The organism is Micromonospora sp. L5, from assembly GCF_000177655.2.
GTDB classification, from domain to species: domain Bacteria; phylum Actinomycetota; class Actinomycetes; order Mycobacteriales; family Micromonosporaceae; genus Micromonospora; species Micromonospora aurantiaca.
The window spans coordinates 688,440-703,379 of sequence record NC_014815.1 but is presented as its reverse complement, the minus strand read 5'-3'; the positions used below and the strand labels follow the sequence as shown (position 1 = coordinate 703,379).

Sequence of the window (14,940 nt, the reverse complement as noted above, 5' to 3'; positions counted from 1 at the left end):
GAACCGTCTACCCCTCCAAGGCTAGCCCGATGATCCGGTCCAGCGCCCTCGGGAATTCGACGAGATCATCAAGCACCAGGTACGCCCCGGCCTCGGTCAGTTCGTCGGCCGAGCACGGGCCGGTCGCCACTGCCACGCCCGGGATTCCCGCGGCCCGCGCGGCGGCCATGTCGGCCACGTGGTCGCCCACGTAGAGCGTCGCGCCGTGCTCGCGCAACGCGACCGCCTTCTGCTCGGCGAACACGTCCCCGGCCAGCTCGTCGACCGGTAGCCCGAGGTGGTCCAGGTGCAGCTTCGCCAGCCGGCCCATCTTCGCGGTCACCACCATCGTCCGCCCGCCGCGCGCCTGCACCGCGCACAGCGCGGCCTCCGCACCCGGCATCGGCACTGTCGGCGTGATCGCGTACGCCGGATACAGCTCCCGGTAGAGCGTCACCGCCTCCTCGACGCGCTCAGGCGGGAACCAGTGCGCCAGCTCGGTACGCAGCGGCGGGCCCAGCCGGGAGACGGCCAGTTCCCCGTCCACGTGCACGCCCGTGCGCGCGGTGAGCGCCCGGAACGCGGCGGCGATCCCGGGCCGGGAGTCGACCAGGGTCATGTCGAGGTCGAAGCCGACCATCAGCGGAGACATGCCGAGAACCTACCCAGCGGGCTAGCGTGGTACGACGATGACCACCTCACTCGCCGACCACCTGCGGGCCCTCCCCGACGAGTCGCTTGCCGCCCTGCTCCAGCTGCGGCCGGACCTCGTCGTGCCGGTGCCGGCCGACGTGTCCGCCCTCGCCCTGCGCGCCCAGTCCCGGGTCTCCGTGGCCCGGGCGCTCGACGGGCTGGACCAGTTCACCCTCCAGATCCTCGACGCCGCCCGGCTCACCCGCGGCCCCGAGGGCGCCACCTCCACCGACCAGATCCTCGCCATGGCCACCGCCGGGCCGCAGCCGCCCGCCCCGACAGCGGTCCGCGCCGCCGTCGACCGGCTCCGGGCCCGGTTCCTGCTGTACGGCCCCGAGCACGACCTGTGCGTGGCCGGCGGCATCGACGAGGTGTCCCCGTACCCGGCGGGGCTGGGCCGGCCGGCGGCGGAGCTGGACCCGCGCGCGGCGGCGCTCTGCGCGGACCCGGCGAAACTGCGGCGGACGCTGCTGTCCGCGCCGCCCTCGGCCCGCGCGGTCCTGGACCGGCTCGCCGCCGGGCCGCCGGTCGGGACCGTGGCCCCCGGTGCGCTGGAGGCCCCCGCCACCGGCGCCGAGGACGTGCTCCCGCCCGACCTGGTGAACGGCGGCGCGCCGACCGGCTCGCCGATCCGCTGGCTGGTCGAGCACCGGCTCCTGGTCCGGATGTCCGGCGGCCGCAACGGCACCGTCGAGCTGCCCCGCGAGGTGGGGCTGGTGCTGCGCCGCGACGCCGGTCCGCTCGGCCCGCTGCGCACCAGCCCGCCGGTGGTGTCCGGCCCGCCGCGCGAGGTGAAGTCCGTCGACTCGGCCGGCGCCGGGCAGACCATGGAGGTGGTCCGGCACACCGAGGCGATGCTGGAGGCGCTGACCGCCGAACCGGCACCGGTCCTGCGCTCCGGCGGCGTCGGCGTACGGGACCTGCGGCGGCTCGCCCGTGGCCTCGGGCTGGACGAGCCGACCACCGCGCTGCTGTTCGAGGTGGCGTACGCGGCCGGGCTGACCGGCGAGATGGAGCTGACCGGCGCGGCCACCACCCGGTACGGCGGCGACCAGCAGATCCTGCCCACCGGCGGATACGAGGTGTGGCGCGCGGTGTCGCTGGCCCAGCGCTGGGAGCAGCTCGCCCGCGCCTGGATGTCGATGCCCCGCCAGGCCGGCCTGATCGGGCAGCGCGACGACCGGGACCGGCCCATCTCGGTGCTCTCCGCCGAGGCGGAACGAGCAGGGGCGCCGGCCGCCCGGCGTGCGGTGCTCGCCGTGCTGGCCGACCTGCCACCCGGCACCGCCCCGACCACCGACGAGGTGCTGGAACTGCTGGACTGGCGCGCGCCGCGGCGGGCCCGGGGGCGGGAGACGGCGCACCGGGAGGTGCTCGCCGAGGCCGCCACGCTGGGCGTGACCGGGCTCAATGCGCTCACCTCGTACGGGCGGCTGCTGCTCGCCGAGCTGACCGAGGCCGACGAGCGCGGTGACGACCCGCTCGGGCTGCGCTCCGACGCCGAGTCGGGCGACGCGTCGACGACGGTACGGGCGCTGGACGGGCTGCTGCCCGCCCCGGTCGACCACGTGCTGGTGCAGGCCGACCTGACAGTGGTGGTGCCCGGCCCGCCCGACCCGGCGCTCGCCGCCGAACTGGACGTGGTGGCCGAGCACGAGTCGGCGGGCGGAGCCAGCGTGCACCGGGTCACCACGGCGAGCATCAGGCGGGCGCTCGACGCCGGCTACACCGCCGACGACCTGCACGCGCTGTTCCGCCGCCGCTCGCGTACCCCGGTGCCGCAGGGCCTGACCTATCTGGTCGACGACGCGGCCCGCAAGCACGGCGGGCTGCGCGTCGGGTCGGCCGGCGCGTACGTGCGCAGCGACGACGAGACGCTGCTCAGCGAGGTGCAGGCGGACCGGCGACTGGAGCCGCTGGCGTTCCGCCGGCTCGCGCCCACGGTGCTGGTCACCCCGTACCAGGTCAACCGGATGCTCACCGCGCTGCGCGACGCCGGGTACGCCCCGGTGCCGGAGGACGCCAGCGGAGCGACTGTGCTGGCGCGGCCGAAGACCCGGCGGGCGCCGGCGCGTACCGCGATCGGCCGTGCGGTCGACCCGCTCGCCACGCCGAAGCTGCCGATGCCCCGCCTGCTCGGCGTGGTGGAGCAGATCCGCCGGGGCGAGGCGGCGGCCCGGGCGGCGCGGCGGGCCCCGGCGGTGGTCCGCGGTGCCCCGGCGGCCGGCGGTCCTGCGCCCGTGTCCGGGCACGGCGACGCGCTGGCGGTGCTCCAGCAGGCGGTACGGGACAAGGCGCTGGTCTGGGTCGGCTACGTCGACGCGCACGGGGCGACCGCGTCCCGGCTGGTCCGGCCGGTGTCGATCGGCGCCGGCTACCTGCGCGCCGAGGACGACCGGACGGAGATGCTGCACACGTTCGCGCTGCACCGGATCACTGCGGCGGTGCTGGAGGAGTGAGCTACTCCCCGTTGCGGCGCAGCGTGCCGATCACCGACACGGCCAGCAGCAACGCGAACGCGGCACCGGCCGACTCGCCCACCGAGTCGACGAAGCCCTGCTGCTGCACCAGCAGCCCGAACAGGAACCAGCCGAACACCCCCGCCGCGGCGGCCGCGTAGGCGAGCACGACCGCCGTGGGCACCTCCTGCTGCCGCGTCCGTTCGTCCTCGGGAAGCACGTCCTGGTCAACGGTCATGGCAGTCCCTCCCCGTCCCGGCATGGACCCGGCTTCCAGGGTTACACCAACCGGACCGCGCGGACAGGGGTTAAAACCCTGATCCGGGCGCTCCGGTCACGGGTGGGACGAGTTCCGGGCCGGTTCAGGTGCCGGGCGGCGCGCTCAGGTTCCGGGGCGGCGGCCGATCACGACCACGCGGGTGCCGACCGAGCCCAGCTCCCACAGGCGTACCGCGTCACGGTGCAGCAGGTTCACGCAGCCGTGTGAGCCGATCGCGCCGTTGTGCAGGTAGGTGGTGGTCTCGTGGAAGCCGATCCCACCGTTGAACTGCTGCCAGTACGGCAGCCACACCTCGTACGGGTTGGACCACTCGCGCGGGTTCTTCCGGCCCACCGAGTACGTGCCGGCCGGGGTGGCGTAGCCGGACATGCCGGTGCGGGTGACTGTCGGGCCCATCACCACAGTGCCGCCGCGCATCGCCCAGACCGTCTGCCGGGTCAGGTCGACGCAGAAGGTGAGCCGGGAACCGGCCCTGCACCGCGCGGTGTCGGTGGCGGCGAGCCGCTTCGCCACGTCGTACGTGGTGGGGCCGGCGCGACCGGAGGACGGGCTGATCCCGTACCGGATCTGGAACTTCTTGATCGCCGCGCAGTCGGCGGCGGACTGCTCGCCGTCCACGGTCAGCGTCCCGAAGCCGCCCAGCCTGGTCAGGTACGTCTCCACGGCCCGCTGGTGCTCCCCCTGCGGGCACCCGGCGGACGCGCTCGGCTTCGGCTTGGGCTTCGTCGTCTTCGTCGCCTCCGGCGACCGGGAGGGTTTCGGCGAGGCCGTCCGGCTCGGCTGCGCCGACGGGGACGTGACCGGCTGATCCGGCGTGGGCGACGCGCTCGCCCCCGATGCTCCCTCCGTCAGCCCGACCGGGCCGGGGGTGCTCCCCCCGGCGCCTTCCGCCTGCGGATCGAGCGCACAGGCGCCGACACCGACCAGCACGACCACCGCCAGGGCGGTGACCCGGGCGAGAAACCGGACACGCTGCATGGGCCCTCCCTGGACAGTTGTCCCGCTTGCTAGACGTGTGGGACGAGTATGACGTTGCCTGTCCAGCGAGACTTTTTTGCGGCGCCCTCCGGCGTGCAACACTGGATGGTCGGCCTGCGGCAGGTCAGCCGGGGTGCGGACGGGATGCCGGGCGACCGGGTTCCGGGCGACGAGTTTCCGGGCAGCGGGTTCCGGGCGATGCGAGAGGACGCTGGCGTGAGCGGTGGACCACTGATCGTGCAGTCGGACAAGACGCTGCTGCTGGAGGTGGATCACCCCGACGCGCAGGCGTGCCGGATGGCGATCGCGCCGTTCGCCGAGCTGGAACGCTCCCCCGAGCACGTGCACACCTACCGGCTCACGCCGCTTGGCCTGTGGAACGCCCGGGCCGCCGGCCACGACGCCGAGGGCGTGGTCGACTCGCTGATCAAGTATTCGCGCTACCCGGTGCCGCACGGACTGCTCGTCGACGTGGCCGAGACGATGGACCGGTACGGCCGGCTCCAGCTCGCCAACGACCCGGTGCACGGCCTGGTGCTGCGCGCGCTCGACCGGGTGGTGCTGATCGAGGTCGCCAAGAGCAAGAAGCTCGCCGGCATGCTCGGCGCGAAGCTCGACGACGACACCGTCGCGGTGCACCCGTCCGAGCGGGGGCGGCTCAAGCAGGCGCTGCTCAAGCTGGGCTGGCCGGCCGAGGACCTCGCCGGGTACGTGGACGGCGAGGCGCACCCGATCGAGCTGGCCGAGTCCGGCAAGGACGGCGGCAAGCCGTGGACGCTGCGGTCGTACCAGCGGGAGGCGGTCGAGGCGTTCTGGGCCGGCGGGTCCGGCGTGGTGGTGCTGCCCTGCGGCGCCGGCAAGACGCTCGTCGGGGCGGCGGCGATGGCCGAGGCGAAGGCGACCACGCTGATCCTGGTCACCAACACGGTGGCGGGACGGCAGTGGAAGCGGGAGCTGATCGCCCGCACGTCGCTGACCGAGGAGGAGATCGGCGAGTACTCGGGCGAGCGCAAGGAGATCCGCCCGGTCACCATCGCCACGTACCAGGTGCTCACCTCACGGCGCGGCGGCGCGTTCACCCACCTGGACCTGTTCGGCGCCCGCGACTGGGGCCTGGTCGTCTACGACGAGGTGCACCTGCTGCCCGCGCCGATCTTCCGCTTCACGGCGGACCTCCAGGCCCGTCGCCGGCTCGGCCTCACCGCGACTCTGGTACGCGAGGACGGCCGCGAGGGCGACGTGTTCAGCCTGATCGGCCCGAAGCGGTACGACGCGCCGTGGAAGGACATCGAGCAGCAGGGCTGGATCGCCCCGGCGGAGTGCACCGAGGTACGGGTGACGCTCACCGACGCCGAGCGGCTGGCGTACGCGACGGCGGAGGCCGAGGAGCGCTACCGGATGGCGGCGACCGCCCGCACGAAGCTGCCCGTGGTGCGGGCCCTGGTGGACCGGCACCCGTCCGAGCAGGTCCTCGTCATCGGCGGGTTCCTCGACCAGTTGCACCAGCTCGGCGAATACCTGGACGCGCCGATCGTGCAGGGCTCCACCACGAACAAGGAGCGCGAGCGGCTGTTCGACGCGTTCCGCTCCGGCGAGATCCGCACCCTGGTCATCTCCAAGGTCGGGAACTTCTCCATCGACCTGCCGGAGGCGGCGGTGGCGATCCAGGTGTCAGGCACGTTCGGCTCCCGGCAGGAGGAGGCGCAACGGCTCGGCCGGGTGCTGCGCCCGAAGGCCGACGGCCGGCAGGCGCACTTCTACACGGTGGTCTCCCGGGACACCATCGACACCGAGTACGCCGCGCACCGGCAGCGGTTCCTGGCCGAGCAGGGGTACGCGTACACCATCGTGGACGCCGACGACGTGCTCGGGCCGTCGCTGCCCACAGTCGACTGAGCGACCGGTGGGCCGCCCCTTCCGGGCGGCCCACCGTCACGACCGGGTCAGGAGTAGTTGACCAGGAAGTAGTAGCTCGTCGTGTCGGTCCACACCCCGTCGGCGGTCCGGCCGCGCACCCGCATGGTGTACGAGCCGGCCGAGGTCGGGGTGAAGGTCGCCGTGGCGACTCCGGCGGCGTTCGCGGCCACTGTCACCGGCTGCCCGTCGTCGACTGCGTACTCGAACTCGGTCACGCCCGGGCTGCCCTGCGTGAAGGTGAACTCACCGGCCACCCCCACACCGCCGGACCACTGACCGGCCGGGTAGGTGCCCGACGCGACGAGCGGCGCCGTGCCGACCAGGAACGGGTAGTCGGTCTGCGGCGTCTGGTCGCCCGAGGCGGTACGGCCCCGCACCGAGATGAGGTTCGCGCCGTTGCGGTCCATCGTCACGGTGATGTCCGTGACAAACGCATCAGGCTTCTTCGGCACGCTCTGCCAGGCGCCGCCGTTGAGCTGGTACTCGAAGGTCGTCACCTCGCTGATCTCGGTGTACACCCCGAACGTGCCGACCGACCCGACCCCGCCACGCGGGCTGTACTCGTCGTACGCGCTGCTGACGTTGACCCGCGGCTCACGGACCCGGAAGTAGTACCGGCGCTCCGGGCTGACCGTGCCGTCGGCCGTCCGGCTGGTGACCGTCAGCAGCGTGTAGCCGGAGTGCGTCGGCGTGATCTCGATGGTCGCCCGGCCGTCCGCGCCGGCGGCAACCACCTGCTCCTCGCCGCTGTACTCCAGGACGTAGCGGTACTCCGTCACGCCGGGACGGCCGGGGTTGAAGGTGAACCGGCCGGTCTGGCCGGGCTGACCCGCCGAGTCGTTCTCCGGGTAGTCGCTCGACGTCACCACAGGCGCGTCGCTGACCTCGAAGGTGTACGTCCGCGTCGGCGAGAAGGAGCCGTCCAGGAACCGGGTACGCACCGTCAGCATGTTGCTGCCGGAGCGGTCCGGCGTGAGCATCACCCGGGTCCAGCTGGAGTCCGTGTCCACGACCTGCTCGGGCCCGTCGTTGAGGCGGTAGACGTAGGCGTCGACGTCGGGCATCACGGTGTCGAACTGGAACTCACCCGGCATGCCGACACCGCCCCAGGCGCCGTACTCGTAGTAGGTGCTGGAGTAGACGGACGGCTTGGTGTCGATGACGTTGAACTGGTGCTCCTGCGTCTCCGAGACCGTGCCGTCGGCGCTGACGCTCCGCACGGTCAGCGCGTACCAGCCCGGCTCGGTGGGCGTCCAGTGCAGCACCGCGGTGCCGTCCGCGGCCGCGTCGACGCGCAGCAGATTGCCGTCACCGAACGAGTACTCGTACGCCACGACAGCGGTCCGGCCGGGCCGGAACGTGAAGCTGCCGGGACGGTCCACCACGCCGTCGTGCTCGGGGAAGGAGAAGTCGGCCGACTCCACGGTCGGCAGGTCGCGGACCGACACGTTCTCGGTGTACCCGCCGACGAACTCGCTGCCGACGTAGCTGCGTACCTCGACCTTGACGAGGCCCGCCTCGGCGAACGTCACCGGGATCTCGGTCGGGCCGTCGGGGTTCACCGGCACCCTGGTCTCACCGCCGGCACCGATCCGGTAGCCGAACTCGGTGACCCCCTCCACATTCGTCGACACCGCCAGCTTGCTGGGCAGCCCGATGCCGGCCATCGTCACCTGCACCTCCGGCGCGGTCGACTTCACCCAGAACTCGTAGCGGACCGTCTCGGACGAGTTCGACGCGCTGTCCACACTGCGCACGCTCAGCGAGTCGGAGAACGAGGTCGGGGTGTATTCGAGGGTCACGTCCGCACCGGGCGCGGGCGCGGGGATGTAGTTGTACGCGTCGCCGAAGCGCCCCCAGTAGTAGCCGACCACGTCCGGCGAGCCGTTGGCCTTGAACGTGAACGTCCCCGGCACTCCCGCCCCGCCGTGCGGCAGGCCGTCGTTCGGGTACTTCTCCGAGGTCACCACGGGGGCGGCGGGTCGCTGCGCGTCCACCTTGACGTAGCACGGCTCGGCCCACGGCGAGAAGTCGTGATCGTCGTAGGCGCGGGCGGTCCAGGCCACCACGGTCCCGTGCGGGTACTGCGACATGTCCCAGTCGAGCTTCGAGAGGGCGCCGCCGTAGCTGTAGCCGAACTGCTCGGCGCGCTGGTCCTCGTGGCCGACCGGCCATGCCGCGAACTGCCCCCGGTAGTTGGCGTCGTTGCTGTCCGCGTCCGCGCCCTTGACCATCAGGCCGTGGTTGCGCGGCCCCACCGGCTGCGGCTCGGTCTTGGTCCCGCAGGCCCAGGCCGGGAAGTCGATCCCGATCTGCCCGACCGTCGGCGCGTGGTTCGCCTCGCTGTTGATCACCGGGAACGGGCGGAGCTTACGGCCGTGGGAGAGCTTGCCCTCGGAGCCGTGCGGCACCCGGATCTCGACGGTGAGCGTCTGCTTGCCCTGATCCGCGAGCTTCTGGAGGGCGGGCATGATGTCCCACGCCAGATAGCCGGGGCAGGCCGCCTCCCCGCCGGCCTGCACCGTGCCGAGCAGCTCGCGACGACGCGGGCTCGACGCCCAGCTCGTGGTCGCGGTGATCGGGTCGGTACGCCACAGCTCGACCGGCTGGGCGGTCGCGCAGTCCGCCGCGGAGCGCTCCGCGACGACCAGGTCCGCCTTGTGGACGACGGTCCCGCGGAAACGCGAGATGTCGAAGGTGAAGTAGGACCGGGACTTGTGCTTCGTGCCGGTCGCGTCCGTCCAGGCGCCGACCGGCGCGTCCCCGTCCGTGTTGACGAACGACTTCCTCGGCTGTTGCGAATCCGTGTAGGCCCAGCCGGACTTGCCGGTGGTCCGGTGCTCGTAGGCCTGCGCCGGAGCGGTGTCGACACTGATCAGGCCGGCACCGAGCACAATGCCCAGTGACGCGGCGAGCATTCTTCGTGCGCGCACGACGATGCCCCTCCCCCCGTTGGACAACGGCGTGCATCGCCGTCGAGTCGCATGAGGGTATCGAGAAGGGACGACATCTGAGTACGCCGATTCGGGTGGGCTCCGGTCGACCGGGCGGACCGCGTCGTCACGGCCCGCCCGGTCTCGCGGTCAGCCTCGTCCGCCGGCGCGGAACGCGACCCAGGCGTCGCTCATCCGGTCGGCCTGGCCCGGGGTGAACATGTTCATGCAGGAGTCCTGCGTGTAGTCCATGAAGTTGTGGATCGGGTCGAGGCCCGGCGCGGTGCAGGTGTCCGCCCCGATCGGGCAGTTGAACTGCGGCGCCGCCTCACGCGGGGTGTCGGCCACGAAGTCGCCGGACGCGGAGCAGCCGTGCGCGAACGTGTGCTCCAGCATCAGCCAGTGCCCGACCTCGTGCGTGAGCGTGTCACCGAGCGCGTACTTGCCGGCCGTGCCGCCCGGCATCGACTCGTCGAGCATCACCACGCCGTCGATGTAGTCGCGGCCGTTGTTGTAGCCCTTCGGGAAGTACGCCCAGCCGAGCAGCCCGTCACCGATGTTCGCCGCGTAGACGTTCAGCGTGCGGGAGTCGCCGGTGTAGAGCGCCTTCTTCATGTCCCGCTCGCTCTTGCCCGGCACCACCGTGTACCAGGAGCTGTTGACGGTCCACGTGGTGTCCACGAGCGAGAAGCGGAACGGCGTGTCCGACGCGTCGGCCGCGGTACGACCCGCGAACGAGTCGTTCAGCACAGTCATCTGCGCCGAGATGAGCGTGTTCCAACGGGCCTTCTCGGCCGCGCTCAGCTCGTGGTCCGAGATCATGTGGAAGATCGTCGGCACTGTGACGCTGCCGTTCGCCAGGCGCGGCGAGTCCTTGATGACGCCGTACGCCTTGGCCTCGTTCGTCGAGTAGAGCTCGGGCTCCTTGACGGTGGCGCCCTCGCGTACCCGGGCGGCGCTGTGGTTGTCGGCGCCCGGGTCGCACTCGGCGACCGCGGGAGAGGCGGCCACGGGTGCCGTCGTGGCGGAGGCTCCTCCGGCGGTCAGGAAGGTGGCGGCGGCAGCGACGAGCACTGCCAGGTGGATCGTCGGTTTCCTGTGCATCGTTGCACCTTTCGCGAGGCATGAAAGGAGTACCGACGCGGGGTTGTCAAAGCTGCGGATCGATGACGTCGTCGTTCCGCCATGAGACCACGTCACCGGGCGTCCGCAACAGCCCCCGGCGGCTCGGTCGATGTCACGGCGTCGGCGATGGCGCGCGCCACGCACTCGTAGTCGCGCACCAGCGGCCCGACCAGCTTGGGGTCCGGCTCGAACGCGGCGACCAGTCCGCGTACCAGATCTCTGAGCCGGTCGTCCGGGCCGAGCCGCCGCCCCCGGTGCCGGCGGGCGACGCTGCGCCACCGGCGCAGACCGACGTCGGCGAGCCGTTCGCGGAGTTCGGGCGCGGGCAACGGGCAGCCGTTCGCCCACAGGTCGGCGAGGGCCCGCAGAATCGCCTCCCGCGTCGGGTCAGCCATGCAGATAGCGGGCGCGGCGGCCGAAGTCGCGGAAGCCGAGCCGCCGGTACAGCCCGGCGGCCGGGTTGTCGTCGTTGACGCAGAGCCACGCGGCGTCCGCGCCCGCGTCGGCGAGGCCACGCAGCACGCGCGCCACCAGGTACGCGCCGACCCGCCGCCCGCGCCACCCGGGCACCACGCCGACCTGGTCGATCCAGTTGTCGAGCACGGTGACGAAGCCGGCCGGCGCACCGTCCGGGCCGCGTGCGAGCAGTGTCAGCTCCGGGCGGAAGTCCTCGTCGTCACGCAGGTCGCCCAGCCACTCGCCGGCCTCCGGCTCGACGAATCCGGGCCGGTCGGCGAACGACGCGCGGTAGGTGGCGAACAACTCCGGTCCCAGCGTCGCAGGCTCCACAGTCACGCCGTCCGGCGCGGCGACCTCGGGCAGCGCGTCGAGGTCGTGCCGCAGCACCCACTCCAGGAACGTCCGCGTGTAGCCACGCGCCGCGAACAACTCCTCCGCGCCAGCGGTCCACGTCTCCGTGGTGACCAGCAGGCCCGCACCTTCCGCCTGCTTCTCCGCCCGGTCCAGCAGCGCGCCGCCGAGCCCGCGCCCGCGCCACGCCGGGTGCACGAGGCCGGTGGCGGTGGCGGGCGTCCGTCCGGTGCCGACCCCGACGGCCGCGACCAGGTCGTCGCCGGACCAGACGCCGTGGGTACGCGTCTGGAGCAGCCGCGCCCGCGCCAACGGGGTACGCCCGAACAGCGGCAACCCGCCGTCAGTGGCGAGGCACGCCTGCGCCAGGCCGGTCAACGCGGGCAGGTCGTCCTCGCCGAACTCCCGCCAGACCAACGCATCCGTCCCGTCCACGCCCGCTCCCGCCACCCCGCCCGACCCCCACGGTCCAGCACCCCGTCGAAGTAGGCCCCACCCCTCCCCCCGAGGTCAACCACTTTCCCCACCCACCCCGGCCCTCCGGGCCACCCACCTTGAGACAGACGCCCCACGGACCGGGATCGGCCGAGATCTTGGAAGCACCCTCCGCGATCTTGGAGTTGTGGCACCTCACGAATACCGCTAATCCGACCATCTGGGCGCCACAACTCCAAGATCGACGGAAGCGCCCCCACCACCCCGTTGATCTGTGAGTGGGGTTGTCAAGGGGTTTGGTGGTGGGTGGTGATGGTGCGGTAGAGCTGTCGGGCGATGTAGCGCTTGAGGCAGCGGGTGATTTCTCTGGTGGTGCGGCCTTCGGCGTGGCGTCGGGTGATGTAGTCGCGTGTTTCGGGGTGGATGCGTCGGCGGGTCAGGGCGATGGTGTGCAGGGCGCTGTTGAGGGTTCTGTCGCCGCCGCGGTTGAGGCGGTGTCGGTCGGTGCGGCCGCTGGCCACGGGGATGGGGGCGGCGCCGGCGAGGGTGGCGTAGGCGGCTTCTGAGCGGACGCGGCCGGGGTGGGACCAGGCGGTGAGGGCGATCGCGGCGGTGACGGGTCCGACTCCGGGTTGGTCGAGCAGGGGCGGGCACAGTTCGGTGACGAGGGCTCGTAGGCGCTGGTGGTTGTCGGCCAGTGTGGCGTCGAGGATGTGGATGTGCCGGGCGAGGGTGACCAGTTCGCGGCGGCGGGTGTGTTCCTCGCAGGGCAGGGCGGTGGTTTCGGGCAGTTCGAGGGCGGCCAGGCGGGCGATCTGGATGGTGGTGGACAGCCCGCGTAGCGCCTCGCGCAGAGTGTCGTCAGCGGTCAGGATCAACGCTTTGACCAGGTTGACCGCGGCGGTGCGGGCATCGGTGTGGTGCCGGCGGCAGATCAGCAGCAGACGCAGGGCCTCGCGTGGGCCGTCGCTGCGGGGCACGGCGATGCGCTCAGCGGGCAGCGCCAGCACCGTATGGGCGGCGGCGACCGCGTCCAGCTGGTCGGACTTGCCGCCCCGACGACGGGCCGCAGCGGGGGGCTTGGGTGCCTCGCAGACGGGTTCGTCAGCAGCGGTCAGCAGCCGGCACAGCCCTTGCCCGTGTGACCGGGTGCCCTCCACCGCCCACAACCGGCGCCCCTGCGGTGGGGTGTGCGCGACGGCGAAGGCCAACAACCGGCTCAACCCGTCCGGGTCAGTGGACACCGTGACCTGCGCCAACACCCCACCGAGTCGGTCCACCACGGCGGCGGTATGCGTATCGGTGTGAGTATCGACCCCCACCACCACGTCATAGCGATCCGCGACCCGTTCTACGATCCTTCTCATCTCGGATTGTTGCTCCTTTGCCAGCGACGACCGGGACAGTCGGCGTCGGCTCGGGAAGACATCACCTCGGCGGCAAATCTGTGATGGGCCACGTGTGCTCGCACGGGCAGGCTTCTGATCAGGCCAGCAGGGTGGGCCGGGCCGGCGCCGACGATCACCCGGGGACAGGTCTTGCACAAGGCACACCCACACCACAGGCGGCCGGATCAACGAAGAGCCACCCAAGTGATCACCAACGCCGAACCCTAACGGCAATCAGCCGAACCGATCACCACAGACATAGAAGCGTCTTGCACTTCCTGCCCCGGCGAAAGGGGCAAGACGCCCAGGTTCCGGGCCCAAAGTGCAAGATCGGCGAGGCGAGACGGGGCGGGGGAGGGAGCGGGTCAGCGCAACGGGGTGTGGGACGGGTCCACCCGCTCGGACGGGGGTGGGGGCGGGGGTGGGGTGCCGTCGCCGAAGGGACGACCGCCCAGCTCCTCCCGCCCGTGCGGGATCAGCCAGTTGCTCAGGTCGGGGCCGAGCGGCACGATCCCCGTCGGGTTGATGTCCCGGTGGACCTCGTAGTAGTGCCGCTTGATGTGGTCGAAGTCGATCGTGTCGCCGAACCCGGGCGTGGTGAACAGGTCCCGCGCGTACGCCCACAGCACCGGCATCTCGCTGAGCTTCTGCCTGTTGCACTTGAAGTGCCCGTGGTAGACCGGGTCGAAGCGCACGAGCGTGGTGAACAGCCGTACGTCCGCCTCGGTGATCGTGTCGCCGACCAGGTACCGCTGCCCGGCGAGCCGCTCGCTCAGCCAGTCCAGCCGGTCGAACAGCCTGTGGTACGCCTTGTCGTACGCCTCCTGGCTGCCGGCGAAGCCGCACCGGTAGACCCCGTTGTTGACGTCGGCGAAGACGACCTGGTTTACCTCGTCGATCTCGCCGCGCAGCGGTTCCGGGTAGAGGTCCGGCGCGCCCGGCCGGTGGTGCGCCGTCCACTCGGTCGTGAGGTCCAGGCTCATCTGCGCGTAGTCGTTCGTCACCACCTGCCCGGTGGGCACGTCGACGAGCGCCGGCACTGTGATGCCGCGCTCGTAGCCGGGGAAGCGGGCGAAGTACGCGTCGGCCAGCCGCTCGATGCCGAGCACCGGGTCCTTGCCGTCCGGGTCGAGGTCGAACGTCCAGCTCCGCTTGTCGTGGGTGGGCCCGGCCACGGCCATCGAGATGGCGTCCTCCAGCCCGAGCAGGCGCCTGATGATGATCAGCCGGTTGGCCCAGGGGCAGGCCCGGCTGACCGCCAGCCGGTAGCGCCCCGGCTCCACCGGCCAGCCGTCCCGCTCGTCGGCGGTGATCCGGGTGGCGATGTAGCGCTGGTCCCGGGTGAACTCACCACCCGGCTCCACGTACTTGCCGCCGGTCCGGTCCAGGACCTCGTCGTCGCTGCCCACACCCACCTCCGAGTTCGCCTTTCGTTCCCATCATGGTCGCTCCGGCGGCTCCCGGCAGGGCGAGTGCCCCGGAGAGGGGCATAGGCTGCCCGCCGTGACCGATGTGGAGGCGGCAGCCCGGCGTTTCGTCGCCGACGTGTGGAACGCGGGGCGCGAGGAGAGCGCGTACGAGCTGGTGGCGGCGGACTGCCCGGGCCTGGGCGGCACCGGCCCGGCGGCGATGCTGGCGTGGCACCGGGACCGGCGGGCGTCGTTCCCCGACCTGCGCTACAAGATCGTCGACGTGGTGGCGACCGGTACGCGGGTGGCGGTGCGCTGGCGGGCCGCCGGCACCCAGGCCGGCCAGTTCGGCCCGGTGCCGCCGACCGGCCGCGTGGTCAGTTATTCGGGCGCGACGTTCCTGCGCTTCGACGACGACGGGCGGATCGTGGACGTGTGGAGCGTCAACGAGCTGTTTCAGGTGCTCCAGCAGCTCGGCGTGGAGATGCTGCCTCCGCTCACACCCGGCGAGGCGTGATCCGGCCGCCCGCGCGG

General features: G+C 72.1%; 12 protein-coding genes. 3 read left to right on the top strand and 9 right to left on the bottom strand.

What is annotated here, in order from left to right:
• Positions 1-7: 7 nt before the first annotated feature.
• Positions 8-631: an HAD family hydrolase gene (locus ML5_RS03480; RefSeq protein ID WP_013473738.1), complete on the bottom strand. Its 624-nt coding sequence runs from the start codon at positions 629-631 to the stop codon at positions 8-10.
• A gap of 37 nt (positions 632-668) precedes the next feature.
• Between ML5_RS03480 and ML5_RS03475 the strand changes: the two genes are divergently transcribed.
• On the top strand, positions 669-3,131 hold the full coding sequence (locus ML5_RS03475) for a helicase-associated domain-containing protein (RefSeq protein WP_013473737.1): 2,463 nt from the start codon (positions 669-671) through the stop codon (positions 3,129-3,131).
• Between the two features lies 1 nt (position 3,132).
• On the opposite strand, the gene ML5_RS03470 is transcribed toward ML5_RS03475, so the two are convergent.
• Both ML5_RS03470 and ML5_RS03465 read right to left on the bottom strand, forming a co-directional pair.
• Positions 3,133-3,369: a hypothetical protein gene (locus ML5_RS03470; protein WP_013283702.1), complete on the bottom strand. Its 237-nt coding sequence runs from the start codon at positions 3,367-3,369 to the stop codon at positions 3,133-3,135.
• A 144-nt stretch (positions 3,370-3,513) separates the two neighbouring features.
• Entirely contained in the window at positions 3,514-4,389 is an 876-nt protein-coding gene (locus ML5_RS03465; protein WP_013473736.1) for a L,D-transpeptidase family protein, read from the bottom strand.
• A gap of 216 nt (positions 4,390-4,605) precedes the next feature.
• Between ML5_RS03465 and ML5_RS03460 the strand changes: the two genes are divergently transcribed.
• Complete coding sequence (locus ML5_RS03460) at positions 4,606-6,285, top strand: DNA repair helicase XPB (RefSeq protein WP_041784416.1); 1,680 nt, start codon at positions 4,606-4,608, stop codon at positions 6,283-6,285.
• A 47-nt stretch (positions 6,286-6,332) separates the two neighbouring features.
• Here ML5_RS03460 and ML5_RS03455 read toward each other — a convergent pair whose 3' ends face one another.
• The 6 genes from ML5_RS03455 to ML5_RS03430 all read right to left on the bottom strand — a co-directional run bounded on the left by ML5_RS03455 (position 6,333) and on the right by ML5_RS03430 (position 14,406).
• Positions 6,333-9,239, bottom strand: a complete 2,907-nt coding sequence (locus ML5_RS03455) for a hypothetical protein (protein ID WP_013473734.1) — start codon at positions 9,237-9,239, stop codon at positions 6,333-6,335.
• A gap of 150 nt (positions 9,240-9,389) precedes the next feature.
• On the bottom strand, positions 9,390-10,343 hold the full coding sequence (locus tag ML5_RS03450) for a zinc metalloprotease (protein ID WP_013473733.1): 954 nt from the start codon (positions 10,341-10,343) through the stop codon (positions 9,390-9,392).
• 92 nt (positions 10,344-10,435) lie between these two features.
• The gene (locus tag ML5_RS03445) at positions 10,436-10,759 is read right to left on the bottom strand and encodes a hypothetical protein (RefSeq protein WP_013473732.1); all 324 of its coding nucleotides are present in this window, start codon (positions 10,757-10,759) and stop codon (positions 10,436-10,438) included.
• Complete coding sequence (locus ML5_RS03440) at positions 10,752-11,609, bottom strand: GNAT family N-acetyltransferase (RefSeq protein WP_013473731.1); 858 nt, start codon at positions 11,607-11,609, stop codon at positions 10,752-10,754. The genes ML5_RS03445 and ML5_RS03440 overlap by 8 nt, the downstream gene beginning before the upstream one ends.
• Positions 11,610-11,896: 287 nt before the next feature.
• Entirely contained in the window at positions 11,897-12,976 is a 1,080-nt protein-coding gene (locus ML5_RS03435; protein WP_013473518.1) for an IS110 family transposase, read from the bottom strand.
• Between the two features lie 386 nt (positions 12,977-13,362).
• Positions 13,363-14,406, bottom strand: coding sequence for a glutathione S-transferase family protein (locus tag ML5_RS03430; RefSeq protein ID WP_013473730.1), 1,044 nt, complete (start codon positions 14,404-14,406; stop codon positions 13,363-13,365).
• 94 nt (positions 14,407-14,500) lie between these two features.
• On the opposite strand from ML5_RS03430, the gene ML5_RS03425 reads away from it, so the two are divergent.
• The gene (locus ML5_RS03425) at positions 14,501-14,923 is read left to right on the top strand and encodes an ester cyclase (RefSeq protein ID WP_013288670.1); all 423 of its coding nucleotides are present in this window, start codon (positions 14,501-14,503) and stop codon (positions 14,921-14,923) included.
• Positions 14,924-14,940 lie beyond the last annotated feature (17 nt).

Bases quoted from the DNA above. Each gene is read 5' to 3' on its own strand.
- ML5_RS03450 (WP_013473733.1), bottom strand. From the start codon at position 10,343: ATGCACAGGAAACCGACGATCCACCTGGCAGTGCTCGTCGCTGCCGCC.
- ML5_RS03465 (WP_013473736.1), bottom strand. From the start codon at position 4,389: ATGCAGCGTGTCCGGTTTCTCGCCCGGGTCACCGCCCTGGCGGTGGTC.
- ML5_RS03445 (WP_013473732.1), bottom strand. From the start codon at position 10,759: ATGGCTGACCCGACGCGGGAGGCGATTCTGCGGGCCCTCGCCGACCTG.
- ML5_RS03475 (WP_013473737.1), top strand. From the start codon at position 669: ATGACCACCTCACTCGCCGACCACCTGCGGGCCCTCCCCGACGAGTCG.
- ML5_RS03480 (WP_013473738.1), bottom strand. From the start codon at position 631: ATGTCTCCGCTGATGGTCGGCTTCGACCTCGACATGACCCTGGTCGAC.
- ML5_RS03435 (WP_013473518.1), bottom strand. From the start codon at position 12,976: ATGAGAAGGATCGTAGAACGGGTCGCGGATCGCTATGACGTGGTGGTG.
- ML5_RS03470 (WP_013283702.1), bottom strand. From the start codon at position 3,369: ATGACCGTTGACCAGGACGTGCTTCCCGAGGACGAACGGACGCGGCAG.